Consider the following 25,663-nt stretch of genomic DNA (forward strand, 5'->3'; position numbering starts at 1 on the left):
AATGAAAACAGTCATTAAATTACTCTTATTAATTGCGATTGCCGTGTTTGCAGCAGTTAGCCTGCAAGACACCAGCGGTTATGTCAGTCTAGTGATTAACGATGAGCGCCGTACGGTGAGTTTAATTGTCGGTGTACTGATTTTAGTACTGGCATTTTTTGTGGCTTATCTTATCCTACGCCTTATTTCACATCTATTGAATGCGCCGAAGCGCTTTGATGAGTGGCGTGAAAAGCGTCGTACACGTCGTGATTTAGGTCTACTGGAGCGCGGCTGGATGGGTTGGCTTGAAGGTCGTGTGGATGTGGCCGAAAAGGATTTTAATAAATTACATAGCAAAACGCATAGTGAGCAGCGTCAGGTCTTAGCCAGTTTGGCGGCCGCTAAAGCCGCTCATCAGGTTAATGATGAGTTAAAACGGGATGAGATGTTGGCATTAAGCTTGGAAAAGGCCGTCAGTTATCCTGAACTTTATGATGCAGCAGCCACGGTGAAGGCTGAAATCTTATTAGATCAGCGCAAAAACGATGAGGCGATTCAGATTCTAGAAAAACTTAATGAAGCGCATCCTAATCAGATCCATATTCGTAAACTGTTGCTACGTGCCTATAAGCAAGCGGGTCGTTTGCGTGAAGTGATCAAAGAAGCGCGTTATCTTCTTAAAAAGAAGAAAATCGATGTAAATTATGCTGAGAATCTGATTGAAACCTCGGCCAATACCATCATTGCTTCACCCTCTGAGATGCTGTGGGAGTCAGTCTATGAGCAACTCAGTAGCGAGGAACAAAGTAGTCCTGCGATTGCGATTTCTGCTTCACGCCGTTATGCCGATAGAAATGACTATAAGCAAGTGATGAAGGTATTAGAAAAGGCTTACGAGACTGAGTATAACCCATTGATTCTTGATGAGTATTTATCAGTCGAAGCCAAAGAATACCAAGCCCAACGCTTGTCTAAGGTACAAAAGTGGTTGGAGAATGATCCAGAAAACCCAGACTTATTGCGGGCAGCAGGTCATTTATGCCTATTAGAGCAATTATGGGGACAAGCCGAGCGCTATCTGACTAAAAGCTTGGCCAAAAAGGCTGATCCGCGTACCCATGCCTTATTAGGTACCTTATATGATCGTCTGTCTAAACCTGAAGAGGCGCTTAAGCATTGGCGTCAAGGTTCTTCTGCGGTGATTGTGTTGCCGGGTTCTGCTGCTTTACCTTCGGCAGACACCACGAACGATCCCTTGAATCCACCGGATATGAAGAACTTAGATGGACCGGACGATCATTTTATTTCATCACGGTCAAAACTGCAGACTATTAATAAAGATGAGATGCCAGAGGATAAAGCCTAAGCACGGCATCGCCTAATATATTCATTTTTTTATGTTTAATTTTAATTTGAGGTGAATTATGAGTTTAGTAAATGTGCCTGCTGGCAGCAAGACGCCTGAAGAATTCAATGTGGTAATTGAAATTCCGATGAACTCTGATCCGATTAAGTACGAAATCTGTGAGGAAACCGGTGCGCTGTTAGTGGATCGCATTATGCTTGCAGCAATGCATTATCCTTTGAACTACGGTTATATACCGCAAACCTTATCTTTAGACGGTGACCCGGTTGATGTATTGGTTAAAACCCCGTATCCAATTCAAGCTGGTGCGGTAATTAAATGCCGTACCATCGGTGTCTTAGAAATGGAAGACGAAGCTGGTGTAGATGCTAAGCTAATCGCTGTGCCTGTAGACAAGCTTTATCCGGTTTATGCCTCCATTCAGTCGATTGAGGATTTACCAGAGCTTGAGCGTGCTCAGATTAAGCATTTCTTTGAGCACTATAAAGATTTAGAAAAGGGCAAATGGGTTAAAGTGACCGGTTGGAACACGGCTGAGGTTGCCAAAAAGGAAATCACTGCCAGTGTAGAGCGCTTTAATGCTAAATAAGCCATAGTAAGCATTAGCGAGCTTATTAAATTGCAAAAGCCACATCCATTGGATGTGGCTTTTACTTTTGCTCTTAAGCTAGAGGACCTGTGGCATGTGTTAGTTAAAAGAGTAGGTTGAGACTTGCGCCTCAACCTATGCATTTACACTATGACTTTAAGGCATCTAACACAGCCTGCATGGTGTCCTTAGCATCGCCAAAGCACATGAAGCTATTTTCTTTAAAGAAGAGCGGGTTTTGTACACCAGCATAACCAGTATTCATTGAACGCTTCAAGATGACGACGTTTTCTGCTTCCCATACATGGAGCACCGGCATACCGGCAATTGGGCTATTAGGATCCGTTTGTGCGGCAGGGTTGACTGTATCATTGGCACCGATCACTAGGACAACATCGGTATCAGCGAAGTCGTCATTAATTTCGTCCATCTCTAGCACGATATCGTAAGGCACCTTGGCCTCAGCTAATAACACATTCATATGACCCGGTAAGCGACCAGCGACGGGGTGAATCCCGAAGCGTACATTAACCCCCTGAGCACGCAAGGTCTCAGTGATTTGTGCTACTGGATACTGTGCTTGAGCGACAGCCATACCGTATCCCGGCGTGATAATGACGGATTTAGAGCCTTTAAGCAATTCAGCGACTTCCGTGGCGCTCAACTCACGATACTCACCGTCCTCTTCGCCAGCGGCGGCAGCCGTACCATCGGTACCAAAACCACCGGCAATCACGGAAATAAAGGAGCGATTCATGCCCTTACACATAATGTAAGAAAGGATAGCACCGGAAGAACCCACTAAGGCACCGGTAACAATCAAGAGATCATTGCCTAGCATAAAACCGGCAGCGGCGGCGGCCCAACCGGAGTAGGAGTTAAGCATCGAAATAACCACCGGCATATCGGCACCCCCAATCGAAGCAACTAAGTGCCAACCGAAGGCCAAGGCGATAAGGGTCATCACAATCAGTGCAAAGGTCGAGCCGTCAGCCTTGATAAATGCCACTAAAAGAAGGAATGACACAATCAGGGCGGCCAGATTCAGCTTGTGCTTATGCGGTAGGGATAAGGGCTTACTGCTAAGCTTACCGTTTAGCTTACCGAATGCCACAATGGAACCGGTAAAAGTCACGGCACCGATAAAGATACCTAAAAACACCTCAACCAGGTGGATATTGTGCATTTCAGGCGAAACGGCGGCACGATCCATATAACTGTTAAAACCGACAAAGACGGCGGCCAAGCCCACAAAGCTGTGAAGCATTGCAATCAGCTCAGGCATCTCAGTCATTTCAACACGTTTGGCGCGGTAAATACCGATCGCTGCACCCAGTAGCATGGCGATCAGAATCCAAGCAATGCCATGCGTCTGCTCACTGAAAATCGTAGTGACGAGAGCAATCGTCATACCGGCCATACCGAAGATATTACCGCGACGGGCAGTCTCCTGGTTGGACAGACCGGCCAAGCTTAAGATAAAAAATAATGCTGCAATAATATAAGCAGCGGTTACTAATCCTGCTGACATAATCTAATCCTTAGCCTTTACGAAACATATTAAGCATCCGTCGGGTCACGTAGAAGCCCCCGAAGATATTGATACTGACGAGGAAAACGGAAATAAAGGCCAGGAAACTGGCAAATCCGTTAATATTTGACATCTGAATCACCGCACCGACAATAATAATGCCGGAAATGGCGTTAGTTACAGACATCAGCGGCGTATGTAATGCATGGGTGACATTCCACACCACGTAGTAACCGACCACGCAGCTCAACATAAACACGGTTAAGTGATTTAAGAACTCTTGTGGAGCATAGTGGCTTGCCCATAGGTAAATCAGTACACCAATCACCGGTAACGCCAGCTTTTGCCATAAAGGCTTAGGCGCTTTTTCAGGCTTGGTGGCTGGGGCAGCCGCTGGAGCAGCTTGCTGTGGTGCAGCCGATACCTGAATCGGTGGCGGCGGGAACATGACTTCACCATCGTGCGTGACAGTCATATTGCGAATAATCACATCCTCAAAGTCAAGCACGGCCTGACCGTCTTTTTCAGGGGTGATGAGCTTAGACAGGTTAACTAAGTTAGTCGAGTAGAGCTGTGATGACTGACCGGCTAAGCGATTAGGCAAGTCGGTGTAACCAATCACAGTGACGTTATTATCCGTCACAAACACCTCACCCGGCACGGTGTACTCACAGTTACCGCCGCCTAAAGCGGCCAAGTCCACGATCACCGAGCCCGGCTTCATGGAATCAACCATCTCCTTGGTGATAAGCTTAGGTGAAGGCTTGCCCGGAATAGCAGCGGTGGTGATGATGATATCAACCACTTTTGCCTGCTCGGCAAAAAGCGCCATCTCCGCCTTGATAAACTCATCGCTCATGACCTTGGCGTAACCGTCACCGGAGCCGCCGGACTCCTGAGGGAAGTCCAACTTAAGGAACTCACCGCCCATGGATTCAATCTGCTCGGCGACCTCTAAGCGAGTATCGAAGGCCTTAACAATGGCACCGAGTGAACCAGCTGCACCAATGGCGGCCAGTCCAGCAACGCCCGCACCGATAACCAATACTTGCGCAGGAGGTACCTTACCGGCAGCGGTAATTTGACCGGTAAAGAAACGGCCAAAGTGATGGGCTGCTTCAATCACGGCACGATAACCGCTAATATTTGCCATGGAAGATAGGACGTCCATTGACTGTGCACGTGAAATACGCGGCACCATATCTACCGCCATGGCGGTGATTTTTTTGGCTCTAAGTTTTTCGACCAGCTCAGGGTTTTGTGCGGGCTGTACAAAAGAGACTAAGATCGTCCCCTCGTTCATCGCGTCAATTTCGGCGTCGCTAGGCGCATTGATTTTATAGACGATGTCACTTTTAAAAACATCGTCGCGACTGACTACGTTCGCACCGGCTTCGGTATATGCGGAGTCGTCAAACTTCGCAAGCAGACCGGCGCCGCTTTCTATCGCCACGTCATAACCGAGCTTAATGAGTTGTGTCACAGTCGTCGGTGTAGCCGCAACACGGGTTTCACCGGCGAATTGCTCCTTAGGAATCCCTATTCTCATCAATTCATACCTCGTTAAGATTAAAAGAAAATAAACTGCAAAAAATGCATTCTCCCGATAGTAGATAATACTATAGGATGAGGCATTTATAAATGTGTTGAGAGCTTTTGAAGCTTGTTTTTAACTAATTGTAAGTGATGGGAGAGAGGAAATATAATTGTCGGGTTGCGCCGGGAGGTCAATGATTAAATTTACTCCCGGCTTGGATGCTTAATCAGCAGCTATCTCTGATGCTGTTTTTTTATACTTAAGCCCGTGATTTTAAACGCTTTAGAAGTATGGGTGCCAGCATAAATAAAGCCGCAATGTTTAATAGGGTAATTGATAAAGGCGTTTCAACCAGTACCATTGGGTTTCCCTGAGCAGAGGCTAGGGATATGCGTAACTGATTTTCTGTCATCGGGCCTAAAATCAATCCGATAAGTAGCGGTGCAATGGGAAAGTCATATACCCGCATCACATAACCCATTAAGCCGATGGCCACCATACAATACATATCAAACACAGAACCGGACACACCCCAGATGCCAATCATGGCAAAGATTAAAATCCCTGCGTAAAGTTGCGGTTTAGGGATTAATAAAAGTTTTACCCACATGCCGATGAGTGGTAAATTTAATACCAATAACACGGCATTACCGATATAAAGTGAGGCGATTAGGCCCCAGATTAATTCCGGATTAGAAGTAAATAAAAAGGGGCCCGGCTGCAAACCGTAATTCTGAAAGGCTGCCAATAAAATAGCTGCTGTGGCGGAGGTCGGTAGTCCCAGGGTTAAAAGTGGCACCAAGACACCGGCGGCAGAGGCATTATTTGCCGCTTCGGGTCCGGCAACCCCTTCAATGGCACCGGTGGTTCCAAATTCCTCCTTGTGTTTACACAGTTTTTTCTCAAGCGTATAAGACAACATGGTGGGTATTTCCGAGCCGCCGGCAGGGATAGCACCCATCGGGAAACCGATAAAGGTGCCGCGCAGCCAAGGTTTCCATGAGCGACGCCAATCCTCTTTCGTCATCCGGCGCTTGCCTTTGTTAATACCTGTGATTTCATCTTTTTCTCGATGATAGCGACTGGCAACATAAATAACCTCACCAACGGCAAAGAGAGAAACAAGCACCACAGTTAATTCCATGCCATCCAGTAAATCGGCTATGCCAAAAGTCATACGTGCTTGACCGCTCATTTGATCGATGCCGATCACACCAAAGGCTAAACCTATGAATAAGGAAATAAAACCTCTGACGCGTGAGGTGCCCATCACCACAGCCACTGAAGTAAAGGCTAGAATGGTTAAGGCAAAATAATCGGCAGGCTTCATAAAGAAAGCAAGCTCGGCAACTGTCGGGGCAGCGAAAGTTAAGAGCACGGTGGCGATGGTGCCGGCCACGAAGGAACCGAGGGCCGCCGCAGCTAAAGCCGCCGCTCCACGCCCGTTGCGGGCCATTTTATTACCTTCCAAAGCAGTCATCATGGAACCGGCTTCACCCGGCGTATTAATTAAAATACTGGTTGTTGCGCCGCCATACATTGCGCCATAAAAGACACCGGCAAACATAATAAAGGCTGATACCGGACCTACAGAAATGGTGACGGGCAGAAGTAGGGCAATAGTGAGTGCCGGACCGATGCCGGGTAAAATACCGATTGCGGTACCTAGGGTTGCGCCGATAAAAGCCCATACTAAATTCATAGGCTGAAAGGCGACTGTAAATCCGTGTAAAAGAAGATTTAAGGTTTCCATTTATACACCTATGAGCGGAGAAAATTCACCTAATTGCAAGCCTAAATAGCTGAAAAGTCCCCAACTGAGGGCACCAACCAGAAAGCCTGCTAATAGATCGAGCAATAATTTGCGAGAACCGAATGCGCGGGCAATTAAAGCAAAGCCCAGCATAGCCGTTAAAGGTAAGCCTAAAAACTTAATGGTTAAGGCGGGCATCAGGCAGCCCAGCAGCGCAGTAAAGAAAGCGCGCTTATCCATGGGTGTTTTACCGCTGGCGTTTTCAGTGTCTTGTGCTTCAAACTGTTCACCGCGAGCGATTTGTATGGTTAATAGTACGCCTAGAATAACTAAACCCAGCCCCGACATATTGACAAAGAACCCCGGGCCTAACGCAGCGTATTGCGCGGTGCTGGAGAGATTGGACGCACTATAGAGGCAGACTCCCCCTAATAATATAACGGCGATTCCAAGCCACCAAGGTTTTGACTTGTTGTCTTGCATAGTAAAACTGCCTTTGTATACTTTGTATGAATTAAAAAAAGCCGGCTGCGTGTGAAGCGACCGGCCTTAGTTCAGAAAACTATTTAATTAAACCGGTGTCCTTAAGTACACCATTAATACGTTCGGTTTCTGCTTGAATAAACTCGCCAAAGGCCTCGCCTGTTAAGAAGAATGGCTCCCAACCTTGGGTCTTCATGGTTTCCTTCCACTCGTCACTGTCATTTAACTGCTCAAAACGGCCAATCCACTCACGGTAATTGTCTTCGGGCATATTAGGCGCACCCAAGAAGCCGCGCCAGTTTGCTAATTCAATATCAAAGCCTTGCTCCTTAAAGGTAGGAACGTCAAAGCCCTCCATGCGTTCGGTTGAAGTAATGCCTAGAATTTTGACGCGACCCATTTCAGCAAATTGTTGGAACTCTGAAACGCCGGAAATACCTGCTGCCAGGGTGCCGTTAACAATACCGGTAATTGTCTCGGTGCCGCCTGCTTGTGGGATATAGTTGATTTTACCGGCATCAGCACCACCGGCTTTAGCTAAAAGTGCTAAAGCAACGTGATCAACACCGCCGGCCGAGCCGCCACCAACGGGCACAGCGCCCGGATTTTCTTTAAGCGCTTTGGCCAGATCTGCCAGCGTTTTATATGGCGAGTCGGGACGCACTGCAAGTACCAGGTATTCGGCTGTTAAGCGAGCCATTGGCTTGAAGTCGTCTAATTTGATGGGCGAATTATTCATCGTAATGGAGCCCACCGTAATCGCTCCAAAGACAGCCAACTCGTCAGGCTTGCCGTTGGCCTTGTTTTTAAACTCAGCTAAACCGATGGTACCGCCCGCACCACCACGGTTCGTGTAGTTAACTGTACCGGTATAAATACCGGCTTTATTCATGGCGGCCATTGTTTGACGACCGGTGCCATCCCAACCACCGCCGGGATTTGCCGGTAGCATCACATTGACTTGTGCCTGTACTGAAGCGCTTAGGAATAAGCTACTGATTAATAAGCCCTTGATAAGATTGCTTGTAAGCTTCATACATCCTCCTGAGATGAATAATAAATGCTTAGTTATTTTTAATAATTATTATCATGAAGGATTTATTTTGCAATTGTTGAGGATCAAAAAGCTTTAGGTAAAAACCCCTGATTTCAGCATCTTGTTACTGGTATCAGGGGGTTAGGAGATTAATGATGCGATGAATTACATCAAACTTTCAGCGCTTCCGGATTTAGTAAAATCTCTCGATTCACCTCCGATAATTGGGTGTGACCGCAAAATGCCATACTCACATCAAGTTCATTGGCCAAGATTTTTAAGGCTTTTTCAACACCTTCTTGGCCAAAGGCGGCCAGACCATATAAAAAGGCTCGACCAATCATAACGCCATCCGCACCCAAGGCCTTAGCTCTTAGAATATCCTGCCCTTGATAAACGCCACCATCCATATACACTTCCATCCGGCTGCCATGTTGGGCTAAAGCCTCGACAATGGGTGTCAAGGCGGAGATAGAAGAGGGTGCGCCGTCTAATTGACGTCCGCCATGATTTGAAATAACAATGGCATCGCCCCCATGTTGGTGAGCAAGTAGCGCATCTTCCGGACACATAATGCCTTTAAGGATCAGCGGTCCGTCCCAAACCTCCTTAATCCATGCAATATCATTCCAATTGAGTTGAGGGTCAAACTGATCGGCAGTCCAAGAGGCGAGCGAAGAAGTATCGGCAACGCCGCTCACATGACCGACGATATTACCGAAACTGCGACGCTTGGTTTTGCTCATATGCCAACACCATTCGGGGCGTCTTAATAAATCGAGTAAATTGAGAAGGGTGGGTTTAGGGGGTGTACTTAAACCGTTTTTAATGTCTTTATGACGTTGACCCATCACTTGTAAATCAAGGGTCAGAACCAAGGCCGAACAACCGGCGGCTTTAGCGCGACCGATTAAGCGGCGCATAAAATCACGGTCCTTCATCACATAAAGCTGAAACCAAAAGGGCTGCGTGGTATTTTCCGCGACATCCTCAATGGAGCAGATACTCATGGTCGACAGGGTAAAGGGCACACCGAAACGCTCGGCGGCTTTGGCGGCAAGAATTTCCCCATCCGCACGCTGCATTCCGGTCAGTCCGGTCGGTGCCAAAGCCACCGGCATGGCATATTCAGTGCCCAGTAACTTGCCTTTAATGCTACGATTACTCAAATCGCGAGCGACTTTTTGGAGAAACTTCAATTTCTGAAAATCGGCTGCATTAGAGCGATAAGTACTTTCCGTAAATGAACCGGTATCCATGTAGTCATAGAACATTCTAGGCACTTTGAATTTAGCGACTTTACGAAGATCGTCGATGCAGGTGATTTTATTAATATTGAACATAGGAATTTAAATGGTTTAAATGCTTTTTAAGTTGATAATGTCAATTTAAGATTAAATTTAATACCTGGCAATGGCTTTGTCCAGAATAACTTGCATTTTAATTTAAAATATCCTAGAATCTATGATTCTCTAATGAGAGTAGTCGGGGCGTAGCGCAGTCTGGTAGCGCACTTGCATGGGGTGCAAGGGGTCGAAGGTTCGAATCCTTCCGTTCCGACCAATGAATTCAAGGACTTACGGTGTAGGCTGTAGGTCCTTTTTTGTTGGTTTCTTGAAAGTTTATACTTCACATTAAATAGCGATGAGCGTTATCAACATCATGAGGAATTATTAATTTAAACTATAGACGTTTTGTCTGTGTTTATAACTATTTTTTAGGATACGCTCGTGACTAATTGGCTAATTGATAATCGAGAAGTGAAGCTTTTGTCAGTGTTACAAGAGCAAATTCAAGGCGATATGGAGCTTTCATTACTCCTGAAGGACATGACTTTATCAGGTTTTGTAGCCTTATACGAGCAGTTAAGACACTGTGATACGAAGTTATTACTAGGTATAAATGAAGTTCCGCTAACTAAACGCTTGGCTTGTGCCGAGGGTGAAGAGCGCTTATTACATCAGCTTAATCAAAAAGAGTCAGCCCATTTATTTTTGAAATATCTTAAAAAGAGGGTTAAGGCAAAAGGCACTCATGCTAATCGAGTCAGCAATAAGCTATACCTCTTAAATAGCAATAGTACTCAGGCTTTTATTCAAGGCTCTTCCGATTTAACTGCTGCCGGGTTAGGCCTCGTATTTAATGAACGTATTGAGATGAATATGGGCAGTGATGACGAGGCTCAGACACAGCAAATGCAAAGGTGGTTTAATCAGCATTGGCAAGAGCAAGCGAATGTTGATCTTCAGTCTGACTTAATTGCGGCAACTGAATTTCTTGCTGCCGATCAGCCACCGGAATTAGTTTATTTTTTAATTCTCTACCGTTTGTTCCAAGAGTTATTGACGGAGATCGATGAAGATACCATCGTCAAAAGTAAAACGGGTATCAAACAGACCTTAATTTGGAATAAGCTTTATCCCTTTCAAAAGGATGGCGTGCTGGGCGTTATAGACAAGTTGGAACGTTATAACGGTTGTATTCTTGCTGACTCGGTAGGATTGGGTAAAACCTTTGAGGCTTTAGCCGTTATTAAGTATTACGAGCTTCGTAATAATAAAGTCTTGGTTTTGGCGCCCAAAAAGCTTCGTGAAAACTGGACGCTATACACTCAGAATGATAAGCGTAACGTGCTGAGTCAGGATCGTTTTGGCTATGACGTAATTAATCATACCGATTTAACTCGTGAACAAGGTACTTCCGGTGATTTGAATTTAGCAACCCTTAATTGGGGTAACTATGATTTAGTTGTTATTGATGAGTCACATAACTTCCGTAACGCCAGTGTCGCCGGTGAAAGGCATACTCGCTACTCAAAGCTGATGGACGATATTATTAAGGCAGGGGTCAAAACCAAAGTGCTTATGCTATCGGCAACTCCCGTTAATAACCGATTGAATGATCTAAAGAACCAAATCTCTTTTGTTACCGAGGGAAATGATTTTGCTCTAGAAGATTATGGTATAGAAGATATCTCTAATACACTTAAACAAGCACAAACCCGCTTTAATGAGTGGTTACGATTGCCTGTTAGTCAGCGTACAACTGAAAGACTACTTGCCGGCTTAAACTTTGGTTATTTTAAAATTCTTGATTTATTAACGATTGCGCGTTCGCGTAAGCATATTGAAAAATATTACAGCTTAGAAGAGATCGGTCAATTTCCGATTAGGCTTAAACCGATTAATATTAAAGCCGACTTTGATACGCAAAGTGAATTTCCGTCATTAAAAGCAATTAATAACATTATTGAGCGTTTAAATTTGAGTACTTATTCGCCTCTCAAATACGTATTGATGGAAAAGCGTGCGCTTTATGAAGAAAAATATGACACTAAGCTTAGGGATGGTCGTTCTGTATTTAGTCAGCTCGATAGGGAAAAAAGCCTTGTCGGTTTAATAAAAAACAACTTGTTAAAACGCTTAGAAAGCTCGATACATTCTTTTCGCCTAACGGTTGAACGCTTGTTAAAAAACATCGAAGAAGCAATAAAAAAGATAGAAAATTTCGATCGTTATGACAATACGCTTGAGGCTTTAGATATTTTAGAAACTGATTTTGATTCACCGGAGCTTGAATCATTGCTTGTTGGTAATAAAGTCAAAGTCTTGATTCAAGACATGGATAAGGCACGTTGGCTATACGATTTAAAGGAAGATCGTAACTATTTGATTAGCTTAGCTAATGCTGCAAGACAAGTTACGCCTCAACGAGATGAGAAATTACATCTATTAAAGCAGCAAATAGCCGCTAAATTAAAGCAGTCTTTAAATGGCGACAATAAAAAAGTCATTGTATTTACCGCTTTTGCTGATACTGCCGAATACTTATATGATCAATTATCACATTGGGCAAGAACAGAATATGGGCTGTTTAGTGGCTTGGTCATTGGTACCGGAACAAATAAAAGTAATAACCCGGAAGTACGTGCCGATTTTAATGAACTTCTTACTGCTTTCTCACCGACATCAAAAGAGCGTGAAAAAACAGGGTTGGCTGAAACGGCTGATATTGATTTATTGTTTGCAACAGACTGTATTAGCGAAGGTCAAAACCTACAAGATGCAGATTATTTGATTAATTACGATATTCACTGGAATCCTGTGCGTATTATTCAACGTTTTGGTCGTGTTGATCGTCTAGGGTCGTCAAATACTCAAATTCAGCTAGTTAATTTTTGGCCGAATATGGAGCTTGATGAGTATATTGATTTAGAGGCGCGTGTGAGTGGCCGTATGGTTCTGCTGGACGTATCGGCTACCGGTGAAGAAAATCTGATCGACAGTGAAAACACCGGGCGTATGCGTGATTTGGAGTATCGTCGTAAGCAATTAAAGGAGCTACAAGATAGCGTACTCGACCTTGAGGAAATTTCAGGTGGATTATCCATCACGGATTTAACCCTTAGTGATTTTAAAATGGACTTGGCGAATTACTTAAAAACACATCAGGATATATTAGAAAGCAGTCCTAATGGTTTGTACAGTGTTGTCAGACTGGATGAGGGTTTAAAGCAGAACGATGTGCAGGCCGGTGTGGTGTTTTGTTTAAAGAGTTTAAGTGATAGTCAAAATAACCTATTAGAGCCGCATGCCTTATATCCCTTTTATTTGGTGCAGGTAAATGAAAGTGGAACCGTAAGCTTGCCTTATAACCAGGCTAAACGAATACTTGATATATTAAAGCGTCAATGCATGGGTTTGACTAAAGCGGATAAGGGGCTTTTTGCCAAAGTCGGCAACAGTAAGTCTTATAGAAATTACTTGCAAAAAGCGATTGAGCATTTACAGGGTGAGCAGCAAGAGCTTGGTATTAATAGCTTATTTAGCCGAGGTGGTACCCATTTACAAAATGAGGTGGGTAGCGGTGATTTTGAGGTTGTTGCTTATTTAATTATCTTGGATACATAGCATGCCCAGTTTATTGGATATATTGAAATTACCGGCTGAATGTTTAATCGAGCAAAAGATTCCAAAAAAGAGTCTCTCACAGAATGTTCAGCAGAGTAGTGTTACAGCAAATCAATTGACGGCATTAGAATCGATAAGTCTAAAAGCTCATATAACACCCCATAACACTAATATCCCTGCTTATGTTGATGAGGTACATGAATACCTAGAGTTATTTCATATCAGGGTAGTATTTAAAGAGGGTGAGGTGAGCGATGGCCAATCAAAATTCATTCACCGCTTAATTCATCAAAGCATAGCTTATCCGGTGTTATTGGAATTATGCAGGGAGGATGAGCGGCAATGGTCGGTAGCTGATAAAAGCATTAATCAAGCTAATCCTCAACATGAGCAATTAGTGTTGAAAGAAATATTGATGACTGATTGGCTACCCCCAATTGCTGATGAGTTGCAAAATGTTTTTTATCAGCGTTTGGCATTTGCAAATCAAGACCAAAGTAATTTGATGCAACTTTATACCGGCTGGATTAGTACATTTGTGAGTTATTTAACGGCCGATAGTTTAGGACGAAAAACTTTCAATGAGGTGCCTGTTAATAATGCTATCGATCTTATTAGTCAGCGAGCACAACTGCAGCAAATTCAAGAGTTGCAAATGCAAATAAAAGCACTACAACTTAAGCGAAATGCAGCGGTACAGTTTAATGAAAAAGTGGCAATTAATGTGGAGCTACAAAAATTACAGTTAGCACTCAAGAATTTATCTACATAATTTGTTTTAATATCGGCGGAGTTTAGAGCAAAATGACAAAAAAATCGTTAACCCCGGTTCCCTCAGCGAGTAAGGACTTAGTGGATTTTAATATCCGGCAATTAAAAGCATTATTTCCCAATGTGTTCAGTGAAGGGAAAATTGATTTTGACGTTTTAAAAAACGAGTTGGGCGACAATTGTAACACGGGGGGGAGTGGCGAGCGTTACCAATTTACTTGGGCAGGCAAAGAGCAAGCAAAGCGTATTGCGACCACACCTAGCCTAGGTACCCTACGTCCGGCACCGGATGAATCCTTAAATTGGGAGAGTACGGAGAATCTGTATATAGAGGGTGATAACTTAGAAGTACTAAAGCTGCTTCAGAAGAGTTATTTTAATCAGATCAAGATGATTTATATCGATCCACCCTATAACACGGGTAAGGATTTTGTTTATAAGGATAACTTTAGAGATAATTTGGCAAATTATCAACGCTTAACCGGGCAACGTGATGGAGAAGGAAATCCTTTAACAACCAATTCAGAGAGCGACGGTCGTTATCACAGTAATTGGCTTAACATGATGTACCCACGCTTAAAGCTTGCCCGTAACTTATTGACTGATGATGGTGTGATTTTTATCTCGATTGATGATAATGAACAAGCTAATTTAAAGAAAATTTGTGATGAGGTGTTTGGGGAAGAAAATTTTGTGGCACAAGTTGTTTGGGAACGTGCTTATGCACCAGTTAATCTAAAAAAGCATTTTTCTGAAAGTCATGACTATATATTAGCTTATGCAAAAAACTTATCTGAGTTGGTTTGCTTTGGATTGCCCAGAACAGAAGAGGCAAATAGCCGATATGATAATCCTGATAATGATCCAAGAGGTGTTTGGAAGTCTAGTGATTTATCTGTGGGTCCAGCTATTGAACAAAACATCTACGAAATCACAACACCTTCAGGACGTGTTGTATTACCACCAAGTGGTTATAGCTGGCGTTTAAGTAGAGAAAGATTTGCTGAGTTTGTTAATGATAACCGTATTTGGTTTGGGACGGGTGGTAATAGTGTTCCGAGTATTAAGCGGTTTTTATCAGAAGTAAGGTCTGGTATGACGCCGATGACGATTTGGAAGTATCAAGATGTAGGTCACTCACAAAAAGCGAGTCAAGATTTAAAAAAGTTATTTGATGATAATGCTGTTTTTACATATCCTAAACCAGTCGATCTTCTTAAACGTTGTATGCAACTATACACTTCATCAGGAGATATTATTTTAGATTTTTTTGCCGGTTCAGCCACGAGCGCTCATGCTGTTATGCAATTAAATGCCGAGGATGGAGGCAATAGAAAGTTTATTATGATTCAGCTGCCTGAACAAACAGAAGTGAATTCTAATGCTTATCAAGCAGGTTATCAAACGATTTGTGATATAGGCAAAGAACGCATCCGTCGTGCTGCTACTAAAATTCGCAATGAATATCCGGAGACTGACATTGATTTAGGCTTTAAAGTATTCAAACTCGATACCTCCAACCTTAAAAAATGGCAGCCTGATAGCGGTAATCTGGAAAAGGATTTACTTGATGCGATTGATAACATTTTGCCGGATCGTAGCAATCAGGATTTGCTATACGAGGTATTAATTAAGTATGGTTTGCCTTTAACCTATCCGGTTGAAGAAATTAAAATTGCTGATCATACGATCTTTAATGTGGCTAATGGCTCGATAATCGCTTGTTTTGATGAGGGCATTGATTTAGAGACGGTACAAGCAATTGCTGCTCTATCCACCGAGGAACAGCCGGTATTGCGTGTGGTTTTCCGTGATACGAGCTTTGTTGATGATATTGTTAAAACAAATGCTATCCAGCGCTTACTGCAAGCAGGGATTGAGGATGTTTTAAGTATTTAAGAGTTAATTATGAAATTAAAATTTGATCAAAATTTACCGCATCAAAAGGCTGCATGGGAAGCGGTGGTAGGGCTTTTTACAGGGCAAGAGAGTTGTTTTACACCATTTACCATGCCACAAGTACAAAGTAGTCATAATGGCACATTGTTTGATGATTATCTATATCCGGAACCACAAGGTGTCGCTAACCGATTGCTTTTAAGTAGGGATGAATTACTAAGCAACCTGAATCAGGTGCAGTTAAAAAACGGATTAAAACCCAGTAAAGAGTTGGATAAAAGCGATTTGCACTACACCGTAGAAATGGAAACAGGCACCGGTAAAACCTATGTTTATCTGCGTTCTATCTATGAATTGAACCACGCTTACGGTTTAACCAAGTTTATTATTGTTGTGCCTAATGTTGCAATTCGTGAAGGCGTTAAAAAGTCGATAGAGATAACCCGCAACCATTTTAGCGACATTTATAAAGAAACCAAAGTTTCTGCATTTGTTTATGATTCTGACGATTTGGGTATGGTGCGCAGTTTTGCTGAGTCAAGCCATATTCAAATTATGGTTATCAATATCGCAGCGTTTAATAAAAGTTTTTCTCAAAAAGAATTGTCGGTTAATATTATTCACCGTCAAAATGACCGTCTGGATGGGGTTAAACCGATTGAGTTAATTGCCGCCACCAATCCCGTTGTGATTATTGATGAACCGCAAACCGTTGATACGACAGATCGTTCTACAGAGGCGATACGTTCATTAAACCCTATATTTACCTTGCGGTTTTCCGCGACACATAGGGATAAGCATTTACCTATTTATAAGCTTGACTCAGTTGATGCTTATAATCAAAAGCTCGTTAAGGAAATTGCCGTGTTGGAGGTTTTACCTGAACACGATAACAATGCTGCTTATATACGTTTTCTGGCTGTTCGTAACACCAAGGGAGCGGTGGAAGCTCAGCTTGAATACGATGCCATAACTGGAACAGGCGCAATTAAACGAGACAAAAAATGGTTAAAGCAAGGCGCTGATTTGTACGAGATAACTAAACGAGATTTGTACGAAGGCTATATCATTAAAGATATTAGTGCCGAGCCAGAAAACGAATGGATCGACTTTAGCTCACGGACTGATATTTTGAGTTTAGGTCAAAGTATCGGTGGTTCAAATGAGTTAGAGCTGAAAAGAGTCCAAATTAAGAAAACCATCGAAACACATCTTAATAGGGAGTTGGCACTTAACCCGATGGGTATCAAGGTGTTATCGTTATTCTTTATTGATAAAGTTGCTAATTACCGTGTCTATGATGAGGAGGGCAAGGCAAGTCTAGGTCCTTATGGTCAAATGTTTGAAGAAGAGTATCTTAAATTAGCTAAGCATCCTAAATATCAGCCCCTATTTAAAGGAATAGACCTTGAGACGTCGCTGTCCGCTATACATGACGGCTATTTTGCAGCGGATAATAAAGGTGTGATTAAAGACACCAGTGGCCAAACGCTTTCTGATGCTTCAGCTTACGATTTGATTATGAAAGATAAAGAGCGTTTGCTTAGTATGAAAACGCCACTACGCTTTATTTTTTCTCATTCGGCATTAAGAGAGGGATGGGATAATCCTAACGTTTTCCAAATCTGCACACTGAATGAAACCGCCTCAACGATTAAAAAGCGCCAAGAGATTGGTCGCGGTTTGCGTTTGGCGGTCAATCAGAATGGTGAGCGTGTCACGGATTCGGGTTTTACGGTAAATACCTTAACAGTGATTGCGAATGAATCATACGCCGAATTTACCAGTGCGTTACAGAAAGAAATTGAAGAGGAAGAGGGCATTCGTTTCGGTGTGGTTGAAACACATACCTTTGCCAGTCTGACCGTGCCTAACGATGAGGGTGAATTAAGCTATCTCGGTGTAGCGTCTTCAGAGCAACTGTATCAATATTTGAAAGAGCAAAGTTATATTAATAATACTGGTAAAGTACAAGACCAATTAAAAGTCGCCTTAAAACAAAATAAACTTGTTTTACCTGACGAATATGCTAATGCGAAGCCGGCAATCGAAAACATCCTGAAGAAAATTGCGGGTGGTTTAGATGTTAAGAATGCACGTCAAGAGTGTGCTTCCAACCCACGTAAAGAAGTCATTTTAGGTCCTGACTTTAAGGCGCTTTGGGATCGGATTAAATATAAAACCATCTATCAAGTTAGTTTTAATTTGGATAAGCTGGTTAATGATTGTGTCGAAGAGATGAAATTAATGGTCATTCCTAAAGCGCGTTTTAATATCGTTACTGCTAATTTAATCATAGACCAGAGTGGTGTTGACGTTAAACAAATTAAACGTGAAACAGAGTTGTTGGATCGCGATTATCAGCACCTACCTGATGTGCTTAGCTATCTCCAAAATAAAACTCAACTAACGCGTAAGACACTCGCCCGCATTTTAATTGAAAGTGGTCGATTGAACGATCTTAAAAAGAATCCGCAAAAGTTCATTGAAAATACCTTACAAATTATTCAACGTAAGAAGCGTCATGCTTTGGTTGATGGCATTAAGTACGAGAAAATAGGGGAACATGAATTTTATGCTCAGGAGCTGTTTTTAGAGCAAGAGCTTATCGGTTATTTGAATCAAAATATGCTCGAAGTCAGTAAAAGCATCTATGACCATATCGTTTATGACTCAGAAATCGAAAGTGAGTTTGCTAAGGGGTTAGAGCAAGAGGCTACTGTTAAACTGTATTCGAAGCTACCAAGCTGGTTCAAGATCGATACCCCATTGGGAAGCTATAACCCTGATTGGGCAATTCTTGTGGATGATGATGCCGAAAAACGCCTTTACTTTGTCGTAGAGACTAAGGGAAGTCTCTTTAGTGAAGATTTACGCCTTTCTGAACGAGATAAAATTACTTGCGGTGAAGCCCACTTTGCGGCGTTGGATAGCGGAATAACTTATAAAGTTGCCGCATCTATTGCTGATCTTACTTAGGGAGGCGCTGAACAAACCCCATCCCCAGCGCATATCTTGGTAAAATAGTCCAATTCGTTAACACTGAGTCCGTACCCATGCAAATCACCTTCGCCGAAGCCGAGTTCACCGGCAAAAAGAAGCAAACCCGTCGTGATCGCCTGTTGGCCGACCCGGAAAGCCCGGTGCCTTGGGCTGTTCCGGAGTCGGTGATTGAGCCGCACTATCCCAAAACAGACGGCAAACAAGGCCGCCCGGCCATGGGGCTTTCTCGGATGCTGCGCATGTACATCCTGCAACAGGTGATGGGGTTTTCCGATGAAGGCACGGAGGATGCGGTCTATGACAGCGCGGCGATTCAGCTTTTCATGGGCATCGTCCTTGGGCGTGATGCCGTGCCGGATGCAACCACCTTATTGCGCTTTCGTCGGTTGTTGGAAACTCATGGTCTGACCCGGCAAATTTTTGCCGCAGTCAATTACCGGCTGGCGGCCCAAGGCCTGTACTTGAAAGAGGGCACGGTCGTTGATGCCACCATCATTTCTGCGCCGCCTTCTATCAAAAACGAAAGCAAAAGCCGTGACCCTGAAATGCGTCACGCCAAGAAAGGTAACCGGTGTTACTTTGGCATGAAAGCCCACATCGGTGTTGATGCGGCCAGCGGTCCGGTGCATACGCTGGTGACTACGCCTGCCAATACTCACGATGTAACCCGGGCCCATGCCCTGCTGCATGGCGAGGAGCAGGATGTGTACGGTGACTCAGGTTATCAGGGCGCCGGGGAACGAGAAGAGAACAAGGATAAAAAGGTGAACCGGGTGATTGCCATGCGTCACGGGAAGCGCCGCAAACTACGTGAAAGCGGTACGGAGAAAGGTCGGCTGGTCGAGAAAATCGAGCAGTTAAAGAGCCGGATTCGCGCCAAGGTTGAGCATCCGTTTTACTGGGTCAAGGTTCACTTTGGTCATCGCAAGACGCGCTACCGTGGTTTGGCGAAAAACACCGCCCAGTTGTATAGCTTGTTTGCCTTGGCGAACCTGTTTTTATCGAAACGATTTATGCCGTTGGCGGGATAAATCCGCCTAAAACCCGGGATGCTGCCCGGAGAAGCAGCAAAAACGGGTAAAACCGTTCAAAAATAGATGTTTTTATGACTCTGACGCTCGATTTTCAGAGCTGATTTGTAAAATTGATAAATTCGCTCGCTTGAGCGACTTTGTTCAGCGGTTCCTTAAGTTTTCAAAAATAAATTGCGTTGATACCCACAAAAAACGGCACCTCATCCACATAAGGCGCCGTTTTTCGAACTAAGTAGTTAAGTACTCGCCGTCAAATTCGACCACAGGTCAAAATCGACAGCAATTTACTCATCATAAACATCATAATCAAAGTATTCCTTAGCGATTTTGTCGTAGGTGCCGTCGGCGCGGATTTCTTCAAAGGCGCGGTTAAGGTCGGCCAGTAGCTCTTTGTCCTCTTTGCGAACGGCAAAGCCAGTACCCTTACCGAAGATGGCTTCATCGGCTATAGAACGTCAACTACTTTGTCCGGTTTTGCGTCAATTAACTTAGCCGGTTTTACTGCCTGTTCTGTTGAGTTTCCAGTGCTTCTTTCTTGCGATAACTATCTCCTGTAAAATGAATCATCGTGGCGTGGTGTACTAGTCGATCAATGGCTGCTACCGTCATTGTGGTATCGTCAAATAATTCATCCCATTCTTGAGTAGCTGTAAAGGCGGATTTTACAAAAGCATCCCTAATCCCCATCACCTAATATGCTCCGCCTCTTCAAACTTATCCACCGTTCTCAGTGGCTTAAAGCGCCAGGCCATGGCAGCAACCACCCCTAAGGTGCAGAGACCTCCAAAGACGGCAGCAGGCGCGGCACCGATTAAAGCGGCGCTGGCGCCCGCTCTGAAGGTGCCCAATTCATTAGATGAGCTGATAAACAGCATATTGACTGCGTTGACTCTACCACGTAAGTAATCAGGCGTAGAGAATTGTACGAGTGCCGAGCGTATATACACGCTGATCATATCGCCGGCACCGGCAACCACCAGTGCAGCAAAAGACAGCCAGAAGATGGTTGAGAAGGCAAAGACCAGGTTGGCAATACCAAAGACCGCAACGGCCGTAAACATGACTTTACCGACATGGCGATTAAATGGTCGACGGCTCAGGTAAAGCCCGGTACCGATTTCACCAATGGCCATGGCGCTACGTAATAGCCCCAAACCGGTGGAGTCAACATGTAAAACTTCCAGTGCGTAAATGGGTAAGAGAGCGACGACGCCGCCAAGTAATACAGCGAATAAATCTAAGCTGATCGTGCCTAAGATAATCGGATGCTTCCAGATAAATCGCAGGCCTTCTGAGAAGCGTTGAAATACCGTGGTGGATTTACTTGCGGGGGCGCTATGTTGTTCACTGAATAATATCGGCACAAAGCTTAATAAAAAGATAGCGATGACAAAAAATAGGCAACAAACGGCATAGCTCAAACCACCGATATAAGCATAGAGTAAACCGCCGAAAACGGGACCGATGATGGTGGCTACTTTCATTAACATGCTATTGGTAGCCAGTGCTTGAGCTAGTCGTTCACGCGGCACAATTTGCGGTAATAAGCTTTGTAATGCCGGTCCGTTAAAGGCACGTCCCACGCCGAAGAGTAATAAAACAATGTAGAAAGCATAGACCTTATCGTTTTCACTATAAGAGAGCCAGACCAATAAAGCACTACAGACTGCTAAAACAGCTAAGCTAATTGAGAGAACTGTTTTACGATTAAATCGGTCAATGAGGTCACCGGCATAAGGCAAAAACACCAGCATCGGGATAAATTGAGCCAAACCGACATAGGCTAATGACATAGGGTCGCGAGTGATTTCGTAGATTTGCCAGCCAACCACGATAGCCTGAATTTGCATCGCAAAGACGGCACACATACGTGCAATCAGAAAGGGTAAAAAACCAAGTGTCGCGAAAATATTAGAAGGTTTCAATTTAATACCAATAATGTTTTTTTTAATTTTTTAATACGCCGAAAGTACATGTGCTAGCTAGGTGTAACCTCATCAAAGCGATCAACTTGTCTAAGCGTTTTAATGCGCTTAGTAATGAGTGCGACGACGACTAAGGTGCAAAGACTACCCAATACCGCCGTCGGCACAGTGCCTATGAGTGCAGCACTGGTACCTGCACGGAAGCTGCCGAGCTCCGTCGCTGAGTTTGAAAAGAGCGAATTAACGGCATTAACGCGTCCACGTATATAGTCTGGCGTGGCATATTGCATCAGCGCCAAACGCACATACACGCTCACCATATCTGCCGCACCGGCCACCATCAGGGCGGCAAATGATAACCAGAAGATACTTGATAGTGCAAAGACTAAGTTAGCACAACCAAAAATCGCTACGGCTATCAGCATGGCTTTACCCACATGGCGTTCAAACGGACAGCGACTTAGATAAATACCGGTAGCGATTTGACCAATTGCCATCGCACTTCTTAGCAGTCCGAGCCCGGCTGAATCCGTATGCAAGATATCTTGCGCATAAATGGGCAGGAGTGCAATAACTCCTCCTAAAAGCACGGCGAATAGGTCAAGACTCATACTACCTAAAATAATCGGTTGCTTCCGGATAAAGCGGATACCCTCAGAAAATCGTTGCCACACCTTATTGTCATTGCTTGTCGGCTTTTTATGCTGATCGCTATACAGAATAGGTACGAATTTAAGTAATAAAATGCCAAAAAGATAAGCGATACAGCAGCTCAGATAAGTCAACACACCGCCGGCATAGGCATAAAGTACCCCACCAATAATAGGCCCACTGATGGTAGCTATTTTTACCGTCATGCTATTGGTTGCAATGGCTTGAGCCAAACGTTCACGAGGAATAATTTGTGGCAAGATGCTTTGCAGAGCGGGCATCATAAAGGCACGGCTGGCACCGAAAAGCAGCAATGCCACATAAAAACCCATCACATTTGCACTGTTGCTCAATGACATCCAGACCAATATGCCACTGCAAAGCGCTGCAACAAACCAACTGATTGCAAGAATGGCTTTACGGCTAAAACGATCAATTACATCCCCTGCATAGGGTAGTAAAAGTAGCATGGGGATAAATTGTACTAAACCGACATAAGCTAAGGATAAGGGATCGCGAGTGATATCGTATACCTGCCAAGCCACAACAATGGCCTGTATCTGCATGGCAAATACAGCGCATAGTCTAGCTGCTAGAAAAGACAGGAAACCGGGCGTGGAGTAAATAGTAGTCGACTTCAAGTGATGCCCTGATGAAGAGGTTATTTTTGATTTTGAGTTTAGTTGCTTGATCTTAATCGATGATGGTCATTTTAGCCATCAAAAAACGGCACTTACAAAGTGCCGTTTTAAAAACATTCGTTTTTTAATTACTCATCATACACATCGTAATCAAAGTATTCCTTAGCGATTTTGTCATAGGTGCCATCGGCGCGAATCTCGTCAAAGGCACGGTTGAGGTCGGCTAGTAGTTCTTTGTCCTCTTTGCGCACAGCAAAGGCCGTACCCTTACCAAAGATGGCCTCATCCGCAGAAGTAGGGATAGGCTCGCCTAGCACTTCGTAGTCCTGACCACGTGGGCCCTCTAAAAACTGATCAGCCACGCCGCTATCGGCAAAGACCGCATCTAAACGACCTGTTACTAAGTCATTGGCCGCATCCTCGAAAGTTTTATAACGGCGGATATTTGCTTCAGTGAAGTATTTAGTCGCATAAACGTCTTGAATCACGCCTTGCTGCACGCCGATAGTGAGTCCCTTAGTACCTTCTTTGGTGGGCTCAGCCTTAAGGCCTTTTTTACCAAATAATGGGTTAGGAATTGACCAGACTTTTTGGGTAAAAGCCACGGCACGCTCACGCTCGGGCGTCACACTCATGGAAGAGGCAATCACATCAAATTTCTTAGCGCGAAGGGCAGGGATGATGCCGTCCCATCCTTGATTTTGGAAAGTACATGTCGCCTTTAAGCGCTCACACATCGCTTTAGCAAGGTCAATATCGAAGCCCACAATCTCACCGCTCGGCGTGGTCGATTCAAAGGGAGGGTAGGTCGCATCGCTACCAAAGCGAATCGTACGCTCCTGCGCCTGAGCGAGACTACTAGCAAGCGCAAAGCTAAGCAACGTAGCGCCAAATAGCTTTTTTGTGATTGTCATCATCAAGTCCTTTTTCCTTTTGTATAAACGATTTTAAAAGTGATTTTAAAATGATAGCCTTTTTTACTGACGGCTACTATAAGGGATAAGCATAAGATATTAGCAAATTATTCAGTGCGAGGCATGGCTGAATCAGGAGTTATTTCTTCAAGTTGAGTTTTCTTACGATTTGTTGCGTATTTTCGGTAAAATCACCTCATTCATTTAAGAGGACCTATGTTTGATTTTGAAGTGATTTGGCAATATATGCCAAGAATACTCCATGGCGCCTTGCTCACGGTTGAGATTGGTGTGCTCTCTGTGCTTTGTGCCATTATGATTGGCTTGATTGGCGCCTTGATGCGACTGTCGGGTAGTGTGGTGTTGGCGTCTATCGCCGGTGCTTACTCAACCATCGTGCGTGCAGTACCCGATTTGATTTGGATGTTGATGGTTTATTACAGTGCGCAATTAGGTCTTAATGCCATTACCTCCGCCTTGGGTTGGTCTGATGTTGAGATTAGTCCTTTTGCTGCGGGTGTCTTTACCTTGAGCTTTATTTTTGGGGCCTATTTCACAGAAACTTTTAGAGCCGCTATTTTAGCGGTGCCGGGTGGGCAGATTGAAGCCGGTTATGCCTATGGTCTGACGCCGTTTCAAGTGCTGTATAGTGTGACTTTTCCGCTGATGATGCGTTATGCCTTACCGGGCGTACGTAATAACTGGTTGGTATTGACCAAATCCACCGCCTTGGTGTCGATCATCGGTTTAGACGATATGACGCGAGTGGCTCAGCAGGCGGGCAGTGCTACGCAATCCTCCTTTGCTTTTAATATTGTGTCCGCTCTACTGTATTTATTGATTACCTATGTTTCATTAAAAGTCTTTGTGTTTTTAGAAAAGCGCTATCAACGTGGTGTCTTAGTAGGGGGTTCTGATGAGTGATACATTAGCGCTTTTTCTATTAGCCCTGCGTACCTGTTTAGATGCCGTGCCAGTGACGATTATGTTGACCTTGGTATCGGTGTCGATAGGCTTTTTTATCGCCTTGCCCTTATCAGTTATATCATTAAAGAATCGCACTCTGCTGGGTCGTTTAACCAATGGCTTTGTGTATTTTTTTACTGGTACGCCATTATTAGTGCAACTGTATATTTTTTATTACGGTATTCCTAGTTTGGAACCGGTGCGTGACTTAATGCAGCAACCGGGTTGGGAGTTTTTAAAATCCGGTTATATCTGGGTTTTAAGTGCTTTAACGCTCAATACCGCAGCCTACTCCACGGTGATTTTTGCCGGTGCGATTAAAAACACCGATCGTGGTGAGGTTGAAGCAGCCATGGCCTATGGCATGAGTAGCTTTCAAGCCATGCACCGAATTATTATCCCATCGGCCTTAAGACGTGCTTTGCCTGCCTATAGTAATGAAGTGATTATGAGTATGCATGCGACGGCCTTGGCTTCCACCGTGACCATAGTGGAGATTGCCGGTGCCGCCAGCTATTTTAATAGCACCTATTATGAGCCCTTTATCGCTTATTCTGCCGCTGCGGTTTTATATTTGATTTTAAATACGCTATTGGTGGTCGGATTTAGACAAGTTGAGAAAAAGCATTTGCTGCACCTTAAATATCGTCACGGTAGTAATTAAGATGCTAT

At 44.1% G+C, this 25,663-nt stretch carries 19 protein-coding genes, 1 tRNA gene and 1 pseudogene; 10 read left to right on the forward strand and 11 right to left on the reverse strand.

Going from position 1 to position 25,663, the window contains the following annotated elements; translation table 11 throughout:
- Window position 1: 1 nt before the first annotated feature.
- Both HMPREF3179_RS07315 and ppa read left to right on the forward strand, forming a co-directional pair.
- Window positions 2-1,348, forward strand: a complete 1,347-nt coding sequence (locus HMPREF3179_RS07315; RefSeq protein ID WP_048766715.1) for a heme biosynthesis HemY N-terminal domain-containing protein — start codon at window positions 2-4, stop codon at window positions 1,346-1,348.
- A 58-nt stretch (window positions 1,349-1,406) separates the two neighbouring features.
- On the forward strand, window positions 1,407-1,937 hold the full coding sequence (gene ppa, locus HMPREF3179_RS07320; protein WP_018026369.1) for an inorganic diphosphatase: 531 nt from the start codon (window positions 1,407-1,409) through the stop codon (window positions 1,935-1,937).
- A 148-nt stretch (window positions 1,938-2,085) separates the two neighbouring features.
- Here the strand turns inward: ppa and pntB are convergent, their stop codons facing one another.
- The 6 genes from pntB to HMPREF3179_RS07350 all read right to left on the reverse strand — a co-directional run bounded on the left by pntB (window position 2,086) and on the right by HMPREF3179_RS07350 (window position 9,620).
- Window positions 2,086-3,468, reverse strand: coding sequence for a Re/Si-specific NAD(P)(+) transhydrogenase subunit beta (gene pntB / locus HMPREF3179_RS07325; RefSeq protein WP_070470402.1), 1,383 nt, complete (start codon window positions 3,466-3,468; stop codon window positions 2,086-2,088).
- Between the two features lie 10 nt (window positions 3,469-3,478).
- On the reverse strand, window positions 3,479-5,017 hold the full coding sequence (locus HMPREF3179_RS07330; protein ID WP_070470404.1) for a Re/Si-specific NAD(P)(+) transhydrogenase subunit alpha: 1,539 nt from the start codon (window positions 5,015-5,017) through the stop codon (window positions 3,479-3,481).
- 247 nt (window positions 5,018-5,264) lie between these two features.
- Window positions 5,265-6,758 carry a tripartite tricarboxylate transporter permease gene (locus tag HMPREF3179_RS07335; protein ID WP_070470407.1) on the reverse strand — a complete coding sequence of 498 codons (1,494 nt, stop codon included), beginning with the start codon at window positions 6,756-6,758 and terminating at the stop codon, window positions 5,265-5,267.
- Window positions 6,759-7,241: a tripartite tricarboxylate transporter TctB family protein gene (locus HMPREF3179_RS07340; protein ID WP_070470409.1), complete on the reverse strand. Its 483-nt coding sequence runs from the start codon at window positions 7,239-7,241 to the stop codon at window positions 6,759-6,761.
- Window positions 7,242-7,320: 79 nt separating this feature from the next.
- A complete protein-coding gene (locus HMPREF3179_RS07345) occupies window positions 7,321-8,277 on the reverse strand; it encodes a Bug family tripartite tricarboxylate transporter substrate binding protein (RefSeq protein ID WP_070470411.1) in 957 nt (318 codons plus the stop codon).
- A 170-nt stretch (window positions 8,278-8,447) separates the two neighbouring features.
- Window positions 8,448-9,620, reverse strand: a complete 1,173-nt coding sequence (locus HMPREF3179_RS07350) for an alpha-hydroxy acid oxidase (protein ID WP_070470413.1) — start codon at window positions 9,618-9,620, stop codon at window positions 8,448-8,450.
- Between the two features lie 143 nt (window positions 9,621-9,763).
- On the opposite strand from HMPREF3179_RS07350, the gene HMPREF3179_RS07355 reads away from it, so the two are divergent.
- The 6 genes from HMPREF3179_RS07355 (at window position 9,764) to HMPREF3179_RS07380 (ending at window position 19,891) form a co-directional block, all read left to right on the forward strand.
- Window positions 9,764-9,840: transfer RNA gene (locus tag HMPREF3179_RS07355), tRNA-Pro, on the forward strand.
- 167 nt (window positions 9,841-10,007) lie between these two features.
- Window positions 10,008-13,187, forward strand: coding sequence for a helicase-related protein (locus HMPREF3179_RS07360; RefSeq protein WP_070470416.1), 3,180 nt, complete (start codon window positions 10,008-10,010; stop codon window positions 13,185-13,187).
- 1 nt (window position 13,188) lies between these two features.
- Window positions 13,189-13,959 (forward strand): DUF4391 domain-containing protein, encoded by a 771-nt coding sequence (locus HMPREF3179_RS07365; RefSeq protein WP_070470418.1) that lies wholly within the window; start codon window positions 13,189-13,191, stop codon window positions 13,957-13,959.
- A 32-nt stretch (window positions 13,960-13,991) separates the two neighbouring features.
- A complete protein-coding gene (locus HMPREF3179_RS07370; protein WP_070470419.1) occupies window positions 13,992-15,857 on the forward strand; it encodes a site-specific DNA-methyltransferase in 1,866 nt (621 codons plus the stop codon).
- Between the two features lie 9 nt (window positions 15,858-15,866).
- Window positions 15,867-18,836, forward strand: a complete 2,970-nt coding sequence (locus HMPREF3179_RS07375; protein ID WP_070470421.1) for a type III restriction-modification system endonuclease — start codon at window positions 15,867-15,869, stop codon at window positions 18,834-18,836.
- A 77-nt stretch (window positions 18,837-18,913) separates the two neighbouring features.
- Complete coding sequence (locus HMPREF3179_RS07380) at window positions 18,914-19,891, forward strand: IS5 family transposase (protein WP_070470423.1); 978 nt, start codon at window positions 18,914-18,916, stop codon at window positions 19,889-19,891.
- Window positions 19,892-20,178: 287 nt separating this feature from the next.
- Here the strand turns inward: HMPREF3179_RS07380 and HMPREF3179_RS12000 are convergent.
- The 5 genes and pseudogenes from HMPREF3179_RS12000 to HMPREF3179_RS07400 form a co-directional block, all read right to left on the reverse strand.
- Window positions 20,179-20,346 (reverse strand): annotated as a pseudogene (locus HMPREF3179_RS12000) (transporter substrate-binding domain-containing protein); the annotation flags it as partial.
- A gap of 46 nt (window positions 20,347-20,392) precedes the next feature.
- Window positions 20,393-20,581 carry an ATP-binding protein gene (locus tag HMPREF3179_RS07385; protein WP_070470425.1) on the reverse strand — a complete coding sequence of 63 codons (189 nt, stop codon included), beginning with the start codon at window positions 20,579-20,581 and terminating at the stop codon, window positions 20,393-20,395.
- Window positions 20,581-21,819 (reverse strand): MFS transporter, encoded by a 1,239-nt coding sequence (locus HMPREF3179_RS07390; RefSeq protein WP_070470427.1) that lies wholly within the window; start codon window positions 21,817-21,819, stop codon window positions 20,581-20,583. The genes HMPREF3179_RS07385 and HMPREF3179_RS07390 overlap by 1 nt, the downstream gene beginning before the upstream one ends.
- A gap of 53 nt (window positions 21,820-21,872) precedes the next feature.
- Window positions 21,873-23,111 (reverse strand): MFS transporter, encoded by a 1,239-nt coding sequence (locus HMPREF3179_RS07395; protein ID WP_070470429.1) that lies wholly within the window; start codon window positions 23,109-23,111, stop codon window positions 21,873-21,875.
- Between the two features lie 128 nt (window positions 23,112-23,239).
- On the reverse strand, window positions 23,240-24,025 hold the full coding sequence (locus tag HMPREF3179_RS07400) for a transporter substrate-binding domain-containing protein (protein WP_070470507.1): 786 nt from the start codon (window positions 24,023-24,025) through the stop codon (window positions 23,240-23,242).
- 216 nt (window positions 24,026-24,241) lie between these two features.
- Between HMPREF3179_RS07400 and HMPREF3179_RS07405 the strand changes: the two genes are divergently transcribed.
- Together HMPREF3179_RS07405 and HMPREF3179_RS07410 are read left to right on the forward strand one after the other, a co-directional pair.
- On the forward strand, window positions 24,242-24,949 hold the full coding sequence (locus tag HMPREF3179_RS07405; protein ID WP_018026576.1) for an ABC transporter permease: 708 nt from the start codon (window positions 24,242-24,244) through the stop codon (window positions 24,947-24,949).
- Entirely contained in the window at window positions 24,942-25,655 is a 714-nt protein-coding gene (locus HMPREF3179_RS07410) for an ABC transporter permease (protein WP_048768165.1), read from the forward strand. Before HMPREF3179_RS07405 ends, HMPREF3179_RS07410 begins: the two co-directional genes overlap by 8 nt.
- The last annotated feature ends 8 nt before the right edge of the window (window positions 25,656-25,663 follow it).

It is taken from the genome of Oligella sp. HMSC09E12, from assembly GCF_001808505.1.
In the GTDB taxonomy this organism is placed as follows: domain Bacteria; phylum Pseudomonadota; class Gammaproteobacteria; order Burkholderiales; family Burkholderiaceae_B; genus Oligella; species Oligella urethralis.

Excerpts from the sequence above, each read along its gene's own strand:
- HMPREF3179_RS07315 (WP_048766715.1), top strand. The coding sequence starts at position 2 with ATGAAAACAGTCATTAAATTACTCTTATTAATTGCGATTGCCGTGTTT.
- ppa (WP_018026369.1), top strand. The coding sequence starts at position 1,407 with ATGAGTTTAGTAAATGTGCCTGCTGGCAGCAAGACGCCTGAAGAATTC.
- pntB (WP_070470402.1), bottom strand. The coding sequence starts at position 3,468 with ATGTCAGCAGGATTAGTAACCGCTGCTTATATTATTGCAGCATTATTT.
- HMPREF3179_RS07330 (WP_070470404.1), bottom strand. The coding sequence starts at position 5,017 with ATGAGAATAGGGATTCCTAAGGAGCAATTCGCCGGTGAAACCCGTGTT.
- HMPREF3179_RS07335 (WP_070470407.1), bottom strand. The coding sequence starts at position 6,758 with ATGGAAACCTTAAATCTTCTTTTACACGGATTTACAGTCGCCTTTCAG.
- HMPREF3179_RS07340 (WP_070470409.1), bottom strand. The coding sequence starts at position 7,241 with ATGCAAGACAACAAGTCAAAACCTTGGTGGCTTGGAATCGCCGTTATA.
- HMPREF3179_RS07345 (WP_070470411.1), bottom strand. The coding sequence starts at position 8,277 with ATGAAGCTTACAAGCAATCTTATCAAGGGCTTATTAATCAGTAGCTTA.
- HMPREF3179_RS07350 (WP_070470413.1), bottom strand. The coding sequence starts at position 9,620 with ATGTTCAATATTAATAAAATCACCTGCATCGACGATCTTCGTAAAGTC.
- HMPREF3179_RS07365 (WP_070470418.1), top strand. The coding sequence starts at position 13,189 with ATGCCCAGTTTATTGGATATATTGAAATTACCGGCTGAATGTTTAATC.
- HMPREF3179_RS07370 (WP_070470419.1), top strand. The coding sequence starts at position 13,992 with ATGACAAAAAAATCGTTAACCCCGGTTCCCTCAGCGAGTAAGGACTTA.
- HMPREF3179_RS07375 (WP_070470421.1), top strand. The coding sequence starts at position 15,867 with ATGAAATTAAAATTTGATCAAAATTTACCGCATCAAAAGGCTGCATGG.
- HMPREF3179_RS07380 (WP_070470423.1), top strand. The coding sequence starts at position 18,914 with ATGCAAATCACCTTCGCCGAAGCCGAGTTCACCGGCAAAAAGAAGCAA.
- HMPREF3179_RS07385 (WP_070470425.1), bottom strand. The coding sequence starts at position 20,581 with ATGGGGATTAGGGATGCTTTTGTAAAATCCGCCTTTACAGCTACTCAA.
- HMPREF3179_RS07400 (WP_070470507.1), bottom strand. The coding sequence starts at position 24,025 with ATGACAATCACAAAAAAGCTATTTGGCGCTACGTTGCTTAGCTTTGCG.
- HMPREF3179_RS07405 (WP_018026576.1), top strand. The coding sequence starts at position 24,242 with ATGTTTGATTTTGAAGTGATTTGGCAATATATGCCAAGAATACTCCAT.
- HMPREF3179_RS07410 (WP_048768165.1), top strand. The coding sequence starts at position 24,942 with ATGAGTGATACATTAGCGCTTTTTCTATTAGCCCTGCGTACCTGTTTA.